We start from the raw sequence: 15,396 nt of genomic DNA, 5'->3' as shown, positions 1-15,396 counted from the left end.
TGATCGAACAAGCGTCGCGGAACCGACCGGTCCGCAGCTCAACCGCTCGACACTCAAGGGGAATTCCATGTTCGGCAACCGTTCTCGCAAGACCCTTCTCGCCTCCGCCGTCCTCGTCGGCAGCGCGCTGCTGATGACCGCCTGCCAGGGCACCGACAGCGGTACCGACGCCGCGCCCGCCGGGAACGCCGCCGCCGTCAAGGGCGGGTCCGGGGTCGACAACGGGAACGGGGAGCGCGTACCCGTCGACTCCCCCGACCAGGGGGAGGGCAATGGCGAGGACGCGCCTGGGTCCGGGGTCGACAACGGCAGTGGCGAGCGCGTGCCCGTCGACTCGCCCGACGACCAGGGGACCGTAGGGCAGGTCTGCGGGGCCAATGACATCGACTGGAGCACCCGCTCCGAGACCCAGGCCGGCGGCTATGAGCTGATCATCGCCAAGGCCAAGCCCGGCATCACCTGCTACCTCCCCGCCGACCTCCCGACCGTGTCCTTCGGGTCCGGCGGCACCATGGCCGGGCCCGCCGAGCAGTCCGCCGGGCCGGAGATCGAGCTGACCGGGGACGTCACCGCCTACGCCGGGCTCAACCCGAAGACCACCAACGACGACCACGGCACCGAATGGGACTCCCTCATCGTCAGTGTCGGCCAGGACGACCCGGAGCCCGTCTCCCTCCCCGTCGAGCCGCTCCTCGTCGACCAGCCCGTCGTCACCAGCTGGCACACCGACCCCGCCGACGCCGTCCCCTTCAGCTGAGCGGTCGGCGGCTCTGGGCCGGCCGGGTGAAGAAGAACCCCGCCCGCTGTGTCCCTCCTATATGACTTTCATCAGGTCGTTTCACTGTCCGTGACAACTGCCCTCCACCGACGACGGGCCAGGTGCCCAGGACCGCTGTCCCGTCCGACCGCGCCGACTCGCCCGTACCACGCGAGGAGACCGCAACCGCATGGACAGAAGAACCTGGCTGATGGCGATGGCCACCGCCACCGCCCTCGTCACCTCGACCGCCGCCCCGGCGCTGGCGCTCCCGTCGCCGACCGGTCATCGTGGACCGGTCGCCACCGCCCCCCAGGCCCGCGCCCCGTTCGGCTGTGCCGGTGACATCCTGCTGGCCGCCGGGGACACCGCGACCCAGCTCTACGAGGGGGAGACCGGACCCGGCGAGATCAGCTTCTCGGCGCTCGGCTCCGCGACCGAGCGCTACAACGGCATGGGGGTCAATCCGGACGACGAGTACCTCTACGCGATCGACCGCACCGACCGGAACCTGCTCCGCGTGGACGACACCGGCGCGGTCACCGACCTGGGCTCGGTCGGACTGCCCGCCCCGCTGAACTCCAACACCTACGCGTCGGGCGCCTTCGACGACGCCGGGAACTACTTCGTCGCGGGCGGCTACGACAACCGGCTCTACCGGGTCGACATCGCCGCCAAGACCTCGACCCTGATCACCCTCAGTGAGACCTTCAACGGGGTCATCGACTTCGCCTACAGCGGCGGCTACCTCTGGGGCGCCAACCGCAGCGGCTCCATCGTCCGGATCGACCCGGCCACCGGCACCGTCACCGCGTACCCGGACACCATCACCGTCGGCGACTACGGCGGCACCTTCACCTACGGCAACGGTGACCTCGGCTTCTTCTCCAACTCCGGCACCATCCGCCGGATCAGCCTCACCAATCCCGCGAACCCGACGTTCAGCGAACTCTCCTCCCAGACGGCCCCGGCGATGTCCGCCGCCGTGGACGCCAGCTCCTGCTTCCAGATGCCGGTGGACCTGGCCGTCGCCAAGACCGGTCCGGCCGAGGTGTCGGCGGGCGGGACCGTCTCGTACAGCATCAAGGTCACCAACAACGGGCCCAACGCCTCCTCCGGCTGGACCCTCACCGACACCGTCCCGGCCGGACTGACCAACGCGGCCACCACGACCGACGGGTGCGCCATCGCCGCCGGGAAACTCTCCTGCACGGGCGGCGCCCTCGCGGTCGACGCGAGTACGACGATCGCCCTGACCGGCAAGGCCGCGGCGGACGTCACCTCGATCGTGAACACCGCGACCGTGTTCGGCAACGACCCGGACCCCGACCCCGACAACAACGACTCCACGGTCACCACGACCGTCAAACCGTCCGTCGATCTCGCGGTGGTCAAGACCGGGCCGCCGGAGATCACGGCGGGCGGGGCCGTCTCGTACAGCATCAAGGTCACCAACAACGGGCCCTCCGACTCCACCGGCTGGACCCTCACCGACGCCATTCCGGCGGAGCTGCGGGACGCGGCCACCAGCACACCCGGGTGTTCCGTCACCGGCGGGAACCTGACCTGCACGGGCGGCGCCCTGCCCGCCGGGGCCAGCACCACCCTCACCCTCACCGGCATCGCCGCCTCCGACGCCGGCCGGATCACCAACACGGCGAAGGTGACCGGCAAGGAGCCCGACCCCGACCCGGACAACAACGAGTCCACCACCACGACCGCCACCGAGCGGCGCGTCGACCTCGCCGTGACGAAGACCGGTCCCGCGACGGTCGCGGCCGGCGGGGACATCACCTACACCCTCAAGGTCACCAACAACGGGCCCTCGGACGCGACCGGCTGGGGGCTCAACGACCCCGTGCCCGCCGGGCTCCAGAACGCCGCCACCAGCACACCTGAGTGCTCGATCACCGGTGGTGAACTGACCTGCATCAGCGGGCCGCTGGCCGTCGGGGCGAGCAAGACCATCACCCTCACCGGGACCGCCGCGCCGAACGCCACCAGCATCGCCAACACGGCGGTCGTCGAGGGCAACGACCCCGATCCCGACCCGGGCAACAACGAGGCGAAGACCACGACGGACATCACCTCCTCCGTCGACCTCGCCGTCACCAAGACCGGGCCCGCCACCGTCACCGCGGGCGGGGAGATCACCTACACCCTCAAGGTCACCAACAACGGGCCGTCCGACTCCACCGGCTGGACCCTGAGCGACCCGCTGCCGTCCGGTCTGCGGGCCGCGCGGACCACCACCGCCGGGTGCGCGGTCGCCGCCGGGACCCTGTCCTGCACGGGCGGCGCGCTCGCCGTCGGGGACAGTACGACCATCACCCTGACCAGCACCGCCGCACCGGACGCCCGCACCATCGACAACGCGGTCACGGTCGACGGCAACGAACCCGACCCCGACCCGGGCAACAACGAGGACGAGATCACGACCGACGTCACCCCGTCCGTCGATCTCGCCGTCACCAAGACCGGGCCCGCCACCGTCACCGCGGGCGGGGAGATCACGTACAGCCTCAAGGTCACCGACAACGGGCCGTCCGACTCCACCGGCTGGACCCTCACCGACCCCATCCCGGCCGGGCTCCAGAACGCGGCCACCAGCACGCCCGGGTGTTCCGTCACCGGCGGGAACCTGACCTGCACGGGTGGCGCGCTCGCCGTCGGGGACAGCGAGACCGTCACCCTCACCGGGACCGCCGCGACCAACGCCACCAGCATCACCAACACGGCGAAGGTGACCGGCAAGGACCCCGACCCCGAGCCCGGCAACAACGAGGACGAGACCACCACCACCGTCTCCGGGAAGCCCGGACTGACGATCGCCAAGAAGCAGGAAGGGCCCGCCAAGGTCAAGGCCGGAGCCGACGTCCGCTACACCATCACCGTCACCAACACCGGCACAACCGCCTACACCGAGGCCGACCCCGCGTCCTTCACCGACGACCTCACCCCGCTCCTCGACGACGGGCGCTACGCCGGTGACGCCAAGGCCACCCGGGGCACGGTCACCTACGACGCCCCCGAACTGACCTGGACCGGCGCCCTCCAGCCCGGCCAGAGCGCCATCATCACCTTCACCCTGAAGACCAACTACCGGACGTTCGGAGACCTCAAGCTCGACAACACCGTCGTCTCCGACACCCCCGGCACCAACTGCCCCGCCCGCACCACCGACCCCCGCGCCACCGACCCCCGCTGCACCACCCACGGCAAGGTCATCCCCAAGGACAAGGGCAAGGACTACGGCAACGGCAGGAAGTAGCAGGCATCGGGCGGGCGGCTGGCCGGTTCAGTCGCCCGTCCTCGCTCCCCAGACGTACACCGCGTCACCCAGCCGCAGCTTGCTCCACAGCGCCTTCGCGTCGTCGTAGCGCAGATTCACACAGCCGTGCGAGCCGGGGTCCTCGAAGATCGCGCGGTAGCTGGCGTGCAGGGCCTGGCCGCCGCTGAAGAACTGGGCGAACGGCATCGGCCCGTCGAACTGGGTCGACCAGAACTCCTTCTCCCGCATATAGATCTCGAACCAGCCGGTACGCGTCCCGTACCCGGGCATCCCGGTCCGCGCCGGAACCGGTTTGACGACGACCTTCCCGGCGTCCTCGACCCACAGGATCTGCCGGTTCTTGTCGACGCACACCACGATCCCGTCCCCGTCGGGGCAGCCCTTGATCCGGTCCCCCTCCGCGAGCGCCCGCTCCCACACCACGGCCCGGTAGGTGGCGAGACCCGCGAGGCCGTCCGCCGGATCGAACTCCAGCCGCTGCTGGAACCGGGCGATGGCCGCGCAGTCGGCGGCCGACTGACGGCCGTCCACCGGCAGCTTGAGATGCGCCTCCACCTCGCGCTGATAGGCACCGGTCGTGGTGGTGCAGGCCGTGTCCCGCGCCGACGGTATGGACTCCTCGCCGCCCTCCGAGTCGGCCGTCGCCGCCGGTACGGCGAGTACACCGCCGAGGAGCGCGGTGAGGAGGGTGACACAGGCGAACCGGCGCCACCCACGGGGCTCCGTCGTGACCGTCGTGACCGTCGTGTGCAGGGCGTCTCTCATGTCCATCCATCTCCTGCTTCCGCGCGCATGGGGGGGGTCGATGCCAGCCTCACCCGCGCGGCGCCCTGGCAAGCCGCCACGCCGGACACGCCACCCGTCCGGCCCTCCGGCATCACCCGCCCGCGCCGCCCCTACTCCGTCTCATGGGCGTGCGGGGACGTCGACACGGGTGCGGTGGGCCGCTCCCGGCCGCCGTCCCTTCCGGTGACGACGACGGCGACCAGGCCGATCACCACCGCCGCCGCGACGAGACGGCCGGTCGCGCGCAGGGTCCAGGCGGGCAGCCCGATCCCCGTCCGCAGCCGTTCCGAGCGGCGGGCCGGACGCAGGAGGCGGAGCAACAGGAGGGCGGCGATGGGGAGTTGGAGGAGCCAGAGGGTGGTGCGGGGCCAGGAGCCGTACCAGACGTTGGTGCCGTACAGGAGGGTGTGCCAGACGCTGAGGACATAGACGACGATCACGAAGCGGTGCAGTCGGCGCCAGGTGGTCGCGCCGATGCGGTGGCGGACGTAGAAGAGCAGGCCGAGGGGGATCGCCAGATACAGGGCGCCCTGGCCGATCGGGATGGCGGTGCGGCCGGTCCCCGAGTCGTACCAGCCGGGTACGAAGGAGTCCGCGAAGCCGGTCCACAGGCGGGCGGCCCAGCCGAGTTTCTCCTCGTAGCGGACCAGTTCGGCCGCGAACATCAGGGCGTGCGCCGCCATCAGGGCCATGGTGGTGAGGCTGGTCGTGCGGTGCCAGCGCTCCAGGGTCTGGTGGGAGACGGGGAGGCGGCCGGTGCCGGGGCCGGACAGGAGCAGACCGAACATCACCGTGCCCCACGCCCACAGCAGCCCCGACCAGCCGAACGCCTGACTGAGCAGATACATCCAGTACTCGCCCGGATCGCTCATGAACGGCATCACCGCGACCGTGTCCGACGTACCGGACTCCATCCGCGCCCAGAAGAACACGAACACCGCCGCCGTCACCACCAGCGCGGCGAACGCGTCCGGGATCGCCGCCCACAGATCCGACCGCAAGGTCACCCGGCGTTCGGGGGCGGGGCGTTCGGACGCGGGCTGTCCGGACCCGGGCTCTTCGGACGCCGGGGTACCGACCGTCGTACCGGACTCCCGCTGCGGTATCTCTGGCTCCATGCTGACGTCTCCTGCTCGGCGAACGAGGGGCGTGCCTCAGGAGTCGGACGGGAGGGGGGAGAAGTTCCCGTCGGTTGCGGGGATTTCCGGGTCCACACCCGGGACGCGATCGGGGCGTTGGTGGAGGCGGCCAAGGGGCAGTTGTGAGGGGTCCCGGGCGCCTCTATCATCCAACCCGAACGGTTCGAGTGTCATGGACACGCCGCACGATCAAGGTCACCCATCCCCCCACAGGTACACAGAGTGAGGAACCGGATCATGCTTCGACGTACGTTCACCGGCATCGCCGTCGGCGCGGTGCTCGCGGTCCCCGCGGTCGCGTTCAGCGCCGCGCCCGTCGCCGCCGCCCCGGCTGTCGCCGCCGCGGTCACGCTCACCTACGACGACAGCACCGCCGCGGAGTTCAAGCCGCAGGTCACCCAGGCCGTCGGCATCTGGAACACCTCCGTCAGCAATGTCCGGCTGGTCAAGGCCACCGCGGGCCAGCGGGTCAACATACGGATCACCGCGGACAACGACTGGCCCAGGGCGAACCTCGGCCCGGTCCGCCCCACCGGCACGGTCAACGTCTGGATCGGCCGCCAAGCCGTCACCCAGGGCTACAACGTCGTCCGGATCGTCGCCCATGAGCTGGGCCACAGCCTCGGGCTGCCGGACGTCAAGCCCGGCCCCTGCTCCTCCCTGATGTCCGGTTCGACGGGCGGCGTGAGCTGCAACAGCCTCACCCCGAACGCCAGTGAGGCGGCCCGCGTCCAGCAGAACTACGCGTCGGCCCTCGCCACGGCCGGCGTACGGCCGTCCGGGTCGGGGGTCGTCCTGCGGGACGCCGCCTGACCGACCCGACCACCGCCTCACCCCGCGTCCCCGTCCGGCGACGGGCGGGGACGGCTTCCGTGGGGAATCGGGCCGAGTGCCGGTGTCCCGCGCGGCCAGGGAACTCGACAGTGGCCAGAATCGTTTGCAGGATTCCCCAGCAAACCGAGGAGTGGCCGCCTTGTCCGGCAGACCGACGGACCCCCCGGGGCACAGTCCCCGACCATCCCGCCATCGATGGAGGAGCTACCCGTACGGCACCCGGCGGGGTGGTGTTCGATGAGTGCCGTCGAAGCGTGGCTGGGCCTGCTGGCCGTACTGGTGCTGACCGCCGGTACGGGCTACTTCGTGGCCCAGGAATTCGCCTATGTCTCCGCCGACCGGCTGGCCCTCGCCCGGGAGGCCGAGCGCGGCGACCGCCGGGCCGAGCGGGCGCTGACGGTACTGGGCCGGCTGTCGTTCATGCTGTCCGGCGCGCAGCTCGGCATCACGGTGACCGGGCTGGTCGTCGGCTTCATCGCCGAACCGTCCGTGTCCGCCCTGCTGAACCCGGTACTGACCGGGATCGGCGTGCCCGAGGGCGCGGTCGGCGGGATCTCCGTCGTGCTGGCCTTCGTCGGCGCGACCGTCGTCCAGATGGTGCTGGGCGAGCTGGCGCCGAAGAACCTCGCCATCGCCGTACCCGACCGGCTGGCGAAGTCCCTCGCCGGGTCCACGCTCGCGTATCTGAAGGTGGTCGGCCCGGTGATCCGGATCTTCGACGGGGCCGCCAACCGGCTGCTGCGGCGGATCGGCATCGAGCCGGTGGAGGAGCTGCACCACGGGGCGACCCTGGAGGAGCTGGGCCATCTGATCGGCGAGTCCCATGAGCGGGGCGAGCTGCCCGAGGACACCGCCGCGCTGCTGGACCACGCCCTGGAGTTCTCGGAGCGGACGCTGGACGAGGTGATGGTGCCGCGCGCGGACGCCGTCTTCGTCCGGGAGGAGGCCAGCGCGGCCGAGGCGATCAGCCTGATCGGCCGCCACGGGCACTCCAACTACCCGGTCCTCGGCGACCACCCCGACGACGTGGCCGGAGTGCTCGGGGTACGGGAGCTGATGGCGCTGCCCGCCGCCCGGCTGACCGGCACCACCGCCCGCGCCCTGGCCCGGCGTCCGCTGCTGCTGCCGGACACGCTGGCGCTGCCGGACGCGGTGGCCCGGATGCGGGAGCTGGACGACGAGTTCGCGGTCGTCCTGGACGAGCACGGCGGAGTAGCCGGGATCGTCACCTACGAGGACATCGCCGAGGAGCTGATCGGCGACATCGCCGACGAGTCCGACACCGTCACCGAACCCGCCGTCGCCGACTCCACCGGCGGCTGGCTGGTCGACGCCCGGCGCCGCCTGGACGAGATCGCCGAGGCCACCGGCGTGGAGCTGCCCGAGGAGGACGACTACGACACCGTCGCCGGACTGATCGTGGACCGGCTGGGCCGCTTCCCGGCGATCGGCGACCGCCTCACCGTGGATCTGCCCGGTGGGGACCGCGCGCGGATCGAGGTCCGCACCCTGGACCGGCACGTCCCGGCCAGGGTCCGCATCGAGACCGTCCCGCAACCGCCCGACACCGCCCCGAAGGACGCGTCATGAGCTTCCCGATGGCCCTCTTCGTGACCGTGCTGCTCCTGATCGGCAGCGGCTTCTTCGTGGCGGCCGAGTTCGCGCTGGTCGCGGCCCGCCGCCACCGGATCGAGAAGGCGGTCGCGCAAGGACAGCGCGGCGCCAGGGCCGCCCTCGCCGGGATGCGCGAGCTGTCGCTGATGCTGGCGGGCGCCCAGCTCGGCATCACCGTGTGCACCCTGGGCCTGGGCTCGGTGTCCAAGCCCGCGATCTCCCACGAGCTGGACCCGCTGCTGCACCGCCTCGGCCTGCCCAGCGCGCTCAGCTACGCCGTCGCCTTCGCCGTAGCGATGATCGTCGTGGTGTTCCTGCACATGGTGGTCGGCGAGATGGCCCCCAAGTCCTGGGCCATCGCCCACCCCGAGCGCTCCGCGATGCTGCTGTCCCCGCCGTTCCGGGCCGTGGTCCGGCTGGTCCGCCCGCTGATCCGGGTCCTCAACCGGATCAGCAACGCCCTGGTACGGCTGTGCCGGGTCACCCCGCGCGACGAACTGACCTCGGTCCACAACCGCGAACAGCTCACCCACCTGGTCACCGAGTCCGAACGGCTCGGCCTGATCAGCGGCACCGACTCGGACCTGCTCACCCGAACGCTCACCGAACCGGACACCCCGGTCAGCGCCCTGAGCATCCCCGCCGACCGGATCACCTCGGTCGGCGCCGACGCCGGTATCGACACCGTCCTGCGGGTCGCCGCCGACACCGACCGCACCCGGCTGCTGGTCCGCGACGGCACCGCCGTCCTCGGCTCGGTGCACGCCCGGGACGCCCTGGTCGCCCGCGCCCAGGGCCGCACGGCCGACGCCCGCGCGCTGGCCCGCCCGGTCCCCGTCCTCACCGGGACCACCACGGTCGCCGACGCCATCGAACTCCTGCGCACCCGCCGCGCCTCCCTGGGCGTCGTCCAGGACCCCACGGGCCGCCTCACGGGCCTGATCACCCTGGACGACCTGCTGGCGCGGTACTTGCAGCCGCAGGGGGTGTGAGGCCCACGCGTCAGAGAGATCAGCGCAGGCCCAGGCAGTGGGTCCAGGTCCGCCAGGGGGACGGGGAGGTGTCCGTCGCCGTGAGGAGGGCGCAGAGGACGCCGGGGGCGCCGCCCAGCAGGCCCATGTCCTGGGCGGCCAGGGCGGGGAGTTCGGAGAGGTGGGCGGTCAGGTAGGTGAGGAGGCGGGTGCGCAGGGACGGTGCCGACGGGTGGTGGGCGTGGCGGTCGAAGGCGTCCGCGACGGCGAGGACACCGGCCGCGCCGTGGCAGCAGGCCAGGCGGTCGGTGGCGGGGCCGCCGTAGAGGTGGAACGTCTCGTCGTAGTGGTCGCACAGGGTGGTGAAGGCGCCGCTCGCCCAGTCGGCGGTCGCCCGGTCGCCGGTGGCGTCCGCCGCGTCCCACAGGGCCCAGCAGACGCCGGGGGCGCCGTAGCACCACGCCTGGCGGGGGCGGGCGCCCGGGGTCGGGGGGCCGTCGAGGCCCGCGCCGTCCCAGCTCTGGATGGTCCGGGCGTCCGGGAAGGACTGGGCGGTCAGCCAACCGGTGAGATGGCGGATCGCGTGGGTGAGGGCGGGGGCGGGGGCGGGCGTGCGGCGGGCTGCCGCGGTGAGGGCGGTCAGCAGACCGGCCACTCCATGGCCCATGCCGGTGTTCACCCGGCCCTCCAGCCAGTCCAGTTCCGGGAAGCGGTCGTCCCGGGCCGCCCGCAGGCGACGCAGGTCCGGGTCGGAGCAGAGCAGGGCCAGGTGGTCCACCAGGGCGGCGGGGGGAGGGGCCGGGGACAGCAGCAGGGCGTGCAGGGTGCCCGCCGGGCCGACGATGAAGTCGTAGTCCGTGATGGTGACGTCGGTGGTGCGCAGGGGGCCCGGGGTCGACAGATGGGTGTGCAGGCGGTCGGCGACCCGGTCGAGGGCGGGGTGCAGCCGGGCGCCGAAGCGCAGGCCCGCGAGAGTGCCGGCGAGACCGCCGCTGAAGAGGCCGGGGTGGCCCGTGCCGCGTCCGGCCGTCCGCGCCCAGGAGGCGACCGCGGCGGCGGCGACGGCGGTGGTCGCCGGGTCGTCGGGGTCGGTGGCGGCGAGCAGCGCGGCGAGCGCCGGGACGCCCATGTCCGTGGTGTCCGGCGGTGGTGTGCCGGTGGTGTCCGGGTGCTCCCTGGCCCGGGTCCAGTCCCGTAGGACGGTGACGGCCAGGGCGGTGACATCGAGGGTCTCGGTCACGGATGGGGGCATCTGCCGGGGCTCTCCGGTGAGTTCGCGGGAGGTGTGGGGCGGGTGCGCCAGCGGCTGAAGTCGGTGGCGCACCCGCGGCTCAGCGGCTCAGTGAGTCCGTCAGTCAGTGAGTTCGTGGCTCATTGAGTGCGTGAGTCAGTGAGTTCGTGAGTCCGGGTCAGCAGACGCCGATGATGCTACAGACCACGATGGTGCAGATGCCGATCGTGTTCGGGGCGGCCTCGGCCAGCTCCGTGTCGGTGATCCGGGTCTCCAGGTCGGTGATGAGGTTGTCGAGGTCGTTGATGTCGATGGAAGGCATCGTGTTCTCCGTTCGGTTCGTGCAGGGTTTCTTGTGATGCCGACCCCGGGGGGATTCCGGGGGCGCTTGTGGGTCAGCCGCGCAGTGCGGCGGCTGCGGCGTCGACGAGGGCGTCGGCGGCGTCGGGGCGGCGGGGGGACCTGAGGAGCAGTTGGGCGGCGGTCGCGGGGGCACCGGGATGGGCGGTGTCCCGCAGCAGATGACCGTCGGGCGCCGGGAGCGCCTCCTCGACCAGCAGCGCGGCCCGGCCGTACTGGGCGCGCAGCCGGTCGAGGGTGCGCAGCGCGGGCAGCGCGGCGAAGTCCATCGGGGTCTGGGAGGCCGGCGGGCCCTCGGGAGGGTCCTGCGGGCGGACGAAGCCATGGCGGGGCAGACCGGTGCGGGCGCGCAGCGCGGCCAGGTAGATCATCTTGTCCCGGTCGTCGGCCTCGACGGGCCAGAGCCGCGCGTCCGGCACCCGGTACGTCGCCGGAGCCACCACGACCCGTCCGCCGCCCACCGTCAGCCGGGGCACCCGGGCCGCCCCGGGGAACGCCGCCGCCAGTCCGTCCAGCCGCAGCACACCGGCGGTACCGGGGTGACGGGCCGCCAGCAGCACCCGCAGCAGTTCGTCGTACGGCGGGACCGGCGTCCGGGTGGCGTGGTGCAGGGGCACGATCCGTTCCCCGTCCGCCTCGGCCACCACCCGGTCGCCCGCCCGGCGCAGCGTGATCCGGTCCAGCGGCAGATGCCGGGCACCGGTGGGCGCGGTGGAGCCGTGGTACGGCGCCGGGTCCGGGTCACCGGTCCACCAGGAGGTGAGCCGGGGACGGCGTACGGCGTTGGCGGCGCGCTCGGCCAGCGGCGGGACGAGGACCTCCACGAACCGGACCCCCGCCGCCCGTTCCACCGCGCCGAGGAAGGCGCGGTAGCGGGCGATGTTGTCGTAGCCGCCGGGGGTGAGGGCGTCCAAGGTGTCGGCGAACCGGGCGTCCAGGACCCCGGCCGGGGCCGCCGACTCCAGTACGGCGACGGGACCCTGACCGCCCGGCAGCGGACGGACCAGGCAGTCCAGCGGCCAGGGCGGCAGCGACTCCTGCGCCTTGGGGGCGCCGAGGCGGTCCAGCAGTGCGTCGTCGAGGTCGACGGACCCGGCGTCCAGCCGCCCGGCCAGATGGGCGAGGAGCTGCGCGTATCCGGAGTCCGGGGTACGGGCGGCGGGCCAGCCCGCGTAGAGGGAGGCGAGGCCGACCGCGGGGGCGGCCGTCTCCGGCCGGTCCGCGTCCGGCTCGTCCAAGGCCGTGAGGAACGCGCTGAGCGGCTGAGGCTCGGTGGTCAGGCCGGGCAGCGGGGCCCGGGGTCCGTCCGCCGGGTCCCTGCCGTCCGCCCGGCGCAGGGCGTCGATCCGGGCGACCGTGCGCAGCGCGTGGTGGACGGTGTCGGCCGCCTCGGCGGGGACGGTCAGCGGACGGCGGCCGGGGCCCTCCGCGCGCCGGTAGGAGTCGAGGAACCAGTCGGCGGGGACGGCCGCCGACCCGCCGGGCCAGGGGGTCGGGTGGGGCAGGCGGGGGCCGGGGGCGGTCCAGCCGCTGTGCGTCCGGCCGGGCGGGGCGCAGCTCTCCAGCACGCCCAGCCGGTGCAGATGGGCGAGGAAGTCGCGCAGCGCCCGTCTCGCGGTCGCGGCGCGTTCCCCGGTGGCCCCGCCGAGCAGTTCCGTCTCGATCTCACCGACGGGTCTCGGCCCGGCGGCGAGCCGCGCAAACAGCGCGTCCAGGGGGCGGGTACGGGCCAGCCTGACCCGGCGCAGAGTGCCCGGACGGTCCGGGTCCAGGACCCCGACGGTCAGGTGGGCGCCACCGTCCGGCGCGGTGGTGGCGAAGTGCAGGGGGGCCGGGACGATCAGGGTCGCGGGGTCGGCGGTGGCGAGGTCGAGGGCACGGAGCCGGGTGCGCAGGGTGTGGACGTTGGGGGAGACCTCGGCGGCGAGGTCGGTGAGACGGGCGTCCGGGGGGAGGAGCGGGCTCGGGCTTGAGGCGTCCGGTGTCTGTCCGTCGTCCACGCCGTACGGTACGGCCGCGAGCTGGCCCACCCAGTCCCGTGGGGTCGTCTTCGCCGCCGCCCTGGCCAGCGCCCGCCACAGGAACGTGCAGTTCTTGCGCAGTCGCGGACTCGACCAGTGCTCGCCCCGGGCCAGCCGGCGCTCGGCGGTCCGGGTGAGTTCGGGGGCGGTGGTGTCCAGGAAGACCCGCAGGACCGGCCGGGTGCGGACCGCCTCCCAGCACAGCGCGCCGACCCGCTCCCACTCCTCGGCGGTGGCGGCGCCCAGCGCCTCGTACTCCCCGGCCAGCGCCCGGTCGGCGGCGGCCAGTTCGCCCGCCTGGCGGCGGACCGGGACCGGGACCTCGGCGAGCGTGCCGAGCAGGTGTTCGTCGGCGGGGGCGGGCACGGCACCGGAGTGCAGTCTGCGGCGCAGGGCGAGGACCGCGCCGCGCTGCGGGGTGCCGGGGGCGAGATGCGGGACGACGGTGGTACCGAGGACGTCCGCGAGCGTCCGCGCCCGGTCGGCGAGGTCGTGCCGGGCCTGCTGGTGGGCGGCGGCGCGGGCGAAGAGGGCGGGGTTGCCCGCGGCGGTCCAGACGGCGGCGGGGAGCCCGGCGACACGGAGGAGGGCGGTGCCGGGGCCGGTGCCGGGGCTTGTCCCGGTGTCGGTGCCGGTGACTGTCCCAGTGGCGGGGCTTGCCCCGGTGCCGGTGCCTGTCCCGGTGTTGGTGCCGGTGCCCGTGCCCGTGCGGGCGTCGACGGTGTGGCTATCCGTCATGGCCGGTCACCCCCACGACTCTGCGGTCGGTGCGGAAGGGCGTCCCGGGCGGTTCGGGGGCGGCCGGGGTGCCGTCGTCGGCCAGGGCCTCGGTCAGCAGCCGCTGGAGCGCGGCGGAGAAGCGGGCGCGGTTCCAGTGGAAGACCACGCAGTACGCGGCGGCCCGGCGCGGTCCGACCCCGCCCCGGGCGCTGTCGCCGGGGGCGTCGAAGTAGCCCTCGCGCCAGGCGAGCGCGGCACGGTGGACGGCGGTGCGGTGGGCGTCCGGGGTCGTCGGGCCGGTCGCCGTACCGGTCTCACCAGTCGTACCGGTCCCACCGGTCCCACCCGTCGTGCCGGTCCCACCCGTCGTACCGGTCTCACCCGGGGAGGGCGGGTGCGGTGACGGGGCCGCCGTCGGGAACCGGCGCCACTCGCGCTGGATGCCCTCGAACGCCCGCTCCACCCCGCGCTCCCGCGCCGCCTCACCGCCCAGCGCGCGGCCCGCCTCCTGGCGCAGTGTCTGCCAGACGCCACGGTGTTCCCAGCCGACGATGCCGAGCCCGTCGACGAGTGCCCGCAGCAGGGCCAGCGAATGGCGCCAGTCGGCCGGGGCGGTCAGCGGGCGGGCCGCGTGATGGTCGAGCCAGGCCAGGGAATCGGCGGTGAAGAGGGCGTGCACCCAGGGCAGGGCGTCGGGACCGCCGAAGAGATACGACTCGGGTTCGTAGACCGCGCGCCGGGGCGTGCCGAAGATTTCGGGGTGCTCCGACATACGCCGGTTCACGCGCCGGTGGAGTTCATCCGATTCACCGGCGGACGGCGCCTGGAAACGTACCCGCATTCCCGGCGGCTTGTGCATGAAGAAGAAATTGACGGCGGCTCCGGAGCCGAGCAGTTCCCGCGCGATCCCGGCGAGCCTGGCATAGATGGCCGGGAACGCGTCGGCGCTCGGCGGCGCGACATCGAGCTGTACCCAGCCGGCTCCGGCGTGCTCCGCGCGGAGGGCGGCGAGACCGGCGGCGACAAATCTGTGCCGGGTTTCGCGCAGGTCACCGGGGTCAGCGGGGGACGGGACCGGACAGCGTCCGTCCGTGTCCGCCCCGTACGCCCGCACCTCGTGCAGACAGTCGGCGAGGAATTGGTCCAGTGGAATCATCCGGTGGCTCACCCCCGTTCCCGTTCTCTGAATTCCGGCCGGTCGGATTCGGTCCGGTCCGGTCCGGATTCGCTCCGTTCCGTTCCGTACCGTACCGTCTGACCACGAGTTTCCCCGGTATTCGACGGCCCCAAAAGCGCGACTTCCAGTCATCCGGCCCGCGAATCCGGGGCGTTATTCATTCCCCAAGACCTCTGAATTATCTTCATATTTGCACCCGGTCGGCCGTAAAAAGAAAGACACGTCGGCGATAGGAAGAAGTCCGGAACGGAAGCGGTGCGGCTCCCCCGGTGCACACCGGAGGAAGGGGACCCCACCGCGCACCCCTCCCTCTCCCGGCCCCGCCCGCCCCCGCCGCACCTCCCGCCACACCCGCCCCGGTCCCCCCGCGCCCTCCCCCGCCCCCGGCGACGCGATATCGCCCCCGCCCTCCGCGCCCCCTCCGGCCAGGTGACGCAGGTCACTTGGATCGCCGGGAACTGGGGACCCGTACGGTCCGACTCCTGGGACGTCAG

At 73.0% G+C, this 15,396-nt stretch carries 11 protein-coding genes; 5 read left to right on the top strand and 6 right to left on the bottom strand.

Going from position 1 to position 15,396, the window contains the following annotated elements:
* The first annotated feature begins 67 nt into the window (after positions 1-67).
* Together AB0D49_RS32625 and AB0D49_RS32620 are read left to right on the top strand one after the other, a co-directional pair.
* Complete coding sequence (locus AB0D49_RS32625) at positions 68-757, top strand: DUF4232 domain-containing protein (RefSeq protein ID WP_362764592.1); 690 nt, start codon at positions 68-70, stop codon at positions 755-757.
* 190 nt (positions 758-947) lie between these two features.
* Complete coding sequence (locus AB0D49_RS32620) at positions 948-4,028, top strand: DUF11 domain-containing protein (protein WP_362764589.1); 3,081 nt, start codon at positions 948-950, stop codon at positions 4,026-4,028.
* 27 nt (positions 4,029-4,055) lie between these two features.
* Here the strand turns inward: AB0D49_RS32620 and AB0D49_RS32615 are convergent, their stop codons facing one another.
* Entirely contained in the window at positions 4,056-4,814 is a 759-nt protein-coding gene (locus AB0D49_RS32615; protein WP_362764586.1) for a L,D-transpeptidase, read from the bottom strand.
* 131 nt (positions 4,815-4,945) lie between these two features.
* The gene (locus AB0D49_RS32610) at positions 4,946-5,953 is read right to left on the bottom strand and encodes a ferric reductase-like transmembrane domain-containing protein (protein ID WP_362764583.1); all 1,008 of its coding nucleotides are present in this window, start codon (positions 5,951-5,953) and stop codon (positions 4,946-4,948) included.
* 258 nt (positions 5,954-6,211) lie between these two features.
* On the opposite strand from AB0D49_RS32610, the gene AB0D49_RS32605 reads away from it, so the two are divergent.
* The 3 genes from AB0D49_RS32605 (at position 6,212) to AB0D49_RS32595 (ending at position 9,414) form a co-directional block, all read left to right on the top strand.
* A complete protein-coding gene (locus AB0D49_RS32605) occupies positions 6,212-6,787 on the top strand; it encodes a snapalysin family zinc-dependent metalloprotease (RefSeq protein WP_362764580.1) in 576 nt (191 codons plus the stop codon).
* Positions 6,788-7,045: 258 nt separating this feature from the next.
* Positions 7,046-8,398, top strand: coding sequence for a hemolysin family protein (locus AB0D49_RS32600; protein WP_362764577.1), 1,353 nt, complete (start codon positions 7,046-7,048; stop codon positions 8,396-8,398).
* The gene (locus AB0D49_RS32595; RefSeq protein WP_362764574.1) at positions 8,395-9,414 is read left to right on the top strand and encodes a hemolysin family protein; all 1,020 of its coding nucleotides are present in this window, start codon (positions 8,395-8,397) and stop codon (positions 9,412-9,414) included. Before AB0D49_RS32600 ends, AB0D49_RS32595 begins: the two co-directional genes overlap by 4 nt.
* Positions 9,415-9,433: 19 nt before the next feature.
* Here AB0D49_RS32595 and AB0D49_RS32590 read toward each other — a convergent pair whose 3' ends face one another.
* The 4 genes from AB0D49_RS32590 to AB0D49_RS32575 all read right to left on the bottom strand — a co-directional run bounded on the left by AB0D49_RS32590 (position 9,434) and on the right by AB0D49_RS32575 (position 14,881).
* Entirely contained in the window at positions 9,434-10,645 is a 1,212-nt protein-coding gene (locus AB0D49_RS32590; protein ID WP_362764572.1) for a lanthionine synthetase LanC family protein, read from the bottom strand.
* 157 nt (positions 10,646-10,802) lie between these two features.
* Positions 10,803-10,946, bottom strand: coding sequence for a hypothetical protein (locus tag AB0D49_RS32585; protein ID WP_362764569.1), 144 nt, complete (start codon positions 10,944-10,946; stop codon positions 10,803-10,805).
* 73 nt (positions 10,947-11,019) lie between these two features.
* Complete coding sequence (locus AB0D49_RS32580) at positions 11,020-13,743, bottom strand: lantibiotic dehydratase (protein ID WP_362764566.1); 2,724 nt, start codon at positions 13,741-13,743, stop codon at positions 11,020-11,022.
* Positions 13,733-14,881, bottom strand: coding sequence for a thiopeptide-type bacteriocin biosynthesis protein (locus AB0D49_RS32575; RefSeq protein WP_362764564.1), 1,149 nt, complete (start codon positions 14,879-14,881; stop codon positions 13,733-13,735). Before AB0D49_RS32575 ends, AB0D49_RS32580 begins: the two co-directional genes overlap by 11 nt.
* Positions 14,882-15,396 lie beyond the last annotated feature (515 nt).

Origin of the sequence: Streptomyces sp. NPDC048290 (genome assembly GCF_040652095.1) — a bacterium.
Lineage (GTDB): Bacteria > Actinomycetota > Actinomycetes > Streptomycetales > Streptomycetaceae > Streptomyces.
Note: the sequence above shows the minus strand (reverse complement) of the source record. Positions and strands in the feature narration are given on the sequence as shown.

Bases quoted from the DNA above. Each gene is read 5' to 3' on its own strand.
- AB0D49_RS32625 (WP_362764592.1), top strand. From the start codon at position 68: ATGTTCGGCAACCGTTCTCGCAAGACCCTTCTCGCCTCCGCCGTCCTC.
- AB0D49_RS32575 (WP_362764564.1), bottom strand. From the start codon at position 14,881: ATGATTCCACTGGACCAATTCCTCGCCGACTGTCTGCACGAGGTGCGG.
- AB0D49_RS32585 (WP_362764569.1), bottom strand. From the start codon at position 10,946: ATGCCTTCCATCGACATCAACGACCTCGACAACCTCATCACCGACCTG.
- AB0D49_RS32595 (WP_362764574.1), top strand. From the start codon at position 8,395: ATGAGCTTCCCGATGGCCCTCTTCGTGACCGTGCTGCTCCTGATCGGC.
- AB0D49_RS32620 (WP_362764589.1), top strand. From the start codon at position 948: ATGGACAGAAGAACCTGGCTGATGGCGATGGCCACCGCCACCGCCCTC.
- AB0D49_RS32590 (WP_362764572.1), bottom strand. From the start codon at position 10,645: ATGCCCCCATCCGTGACCGAGACCCTCGATGTCACCGCCCTGGCCGTC.
- AB0D49_RS32605 (WP_362764580.1), top strand. From the start codon at position 6,212: ATGCTTCGACGTACGTTCACCGGCATCGCCGTCGGCGCGGTGCTCGCG.
- AB0D49_RS32580 (WP_362764566.1), bottom strand. From the start codon at position 13,743: ATGACGGATAGCCACACCGTCGACGCCCGCACGGGCACGGGCACCGGC.
- AB0D49_RS32615 (WP_362764586.1), bottom strand. From the start codon at position 4,814: ATGAGAGACGCCCTGCACACGACGGTCACGACGGTCACGACGGAGCCC.
- AB0D49_RS32600 (WP_362764577.1), top strand. From the start codon at position 7,046: ATGAGTGCCGTCGAAGCGTGGCTGGGCCTGCTGGCCGTACTGGTGCTG.
- AB0D49_RS32610 (WP_362764583.1), bottom strand. From the start codon at position 5,953: ATGGAGCCAGAGATACCGCAGCGGGAGTCCGGTACGACGGTCGGTACC.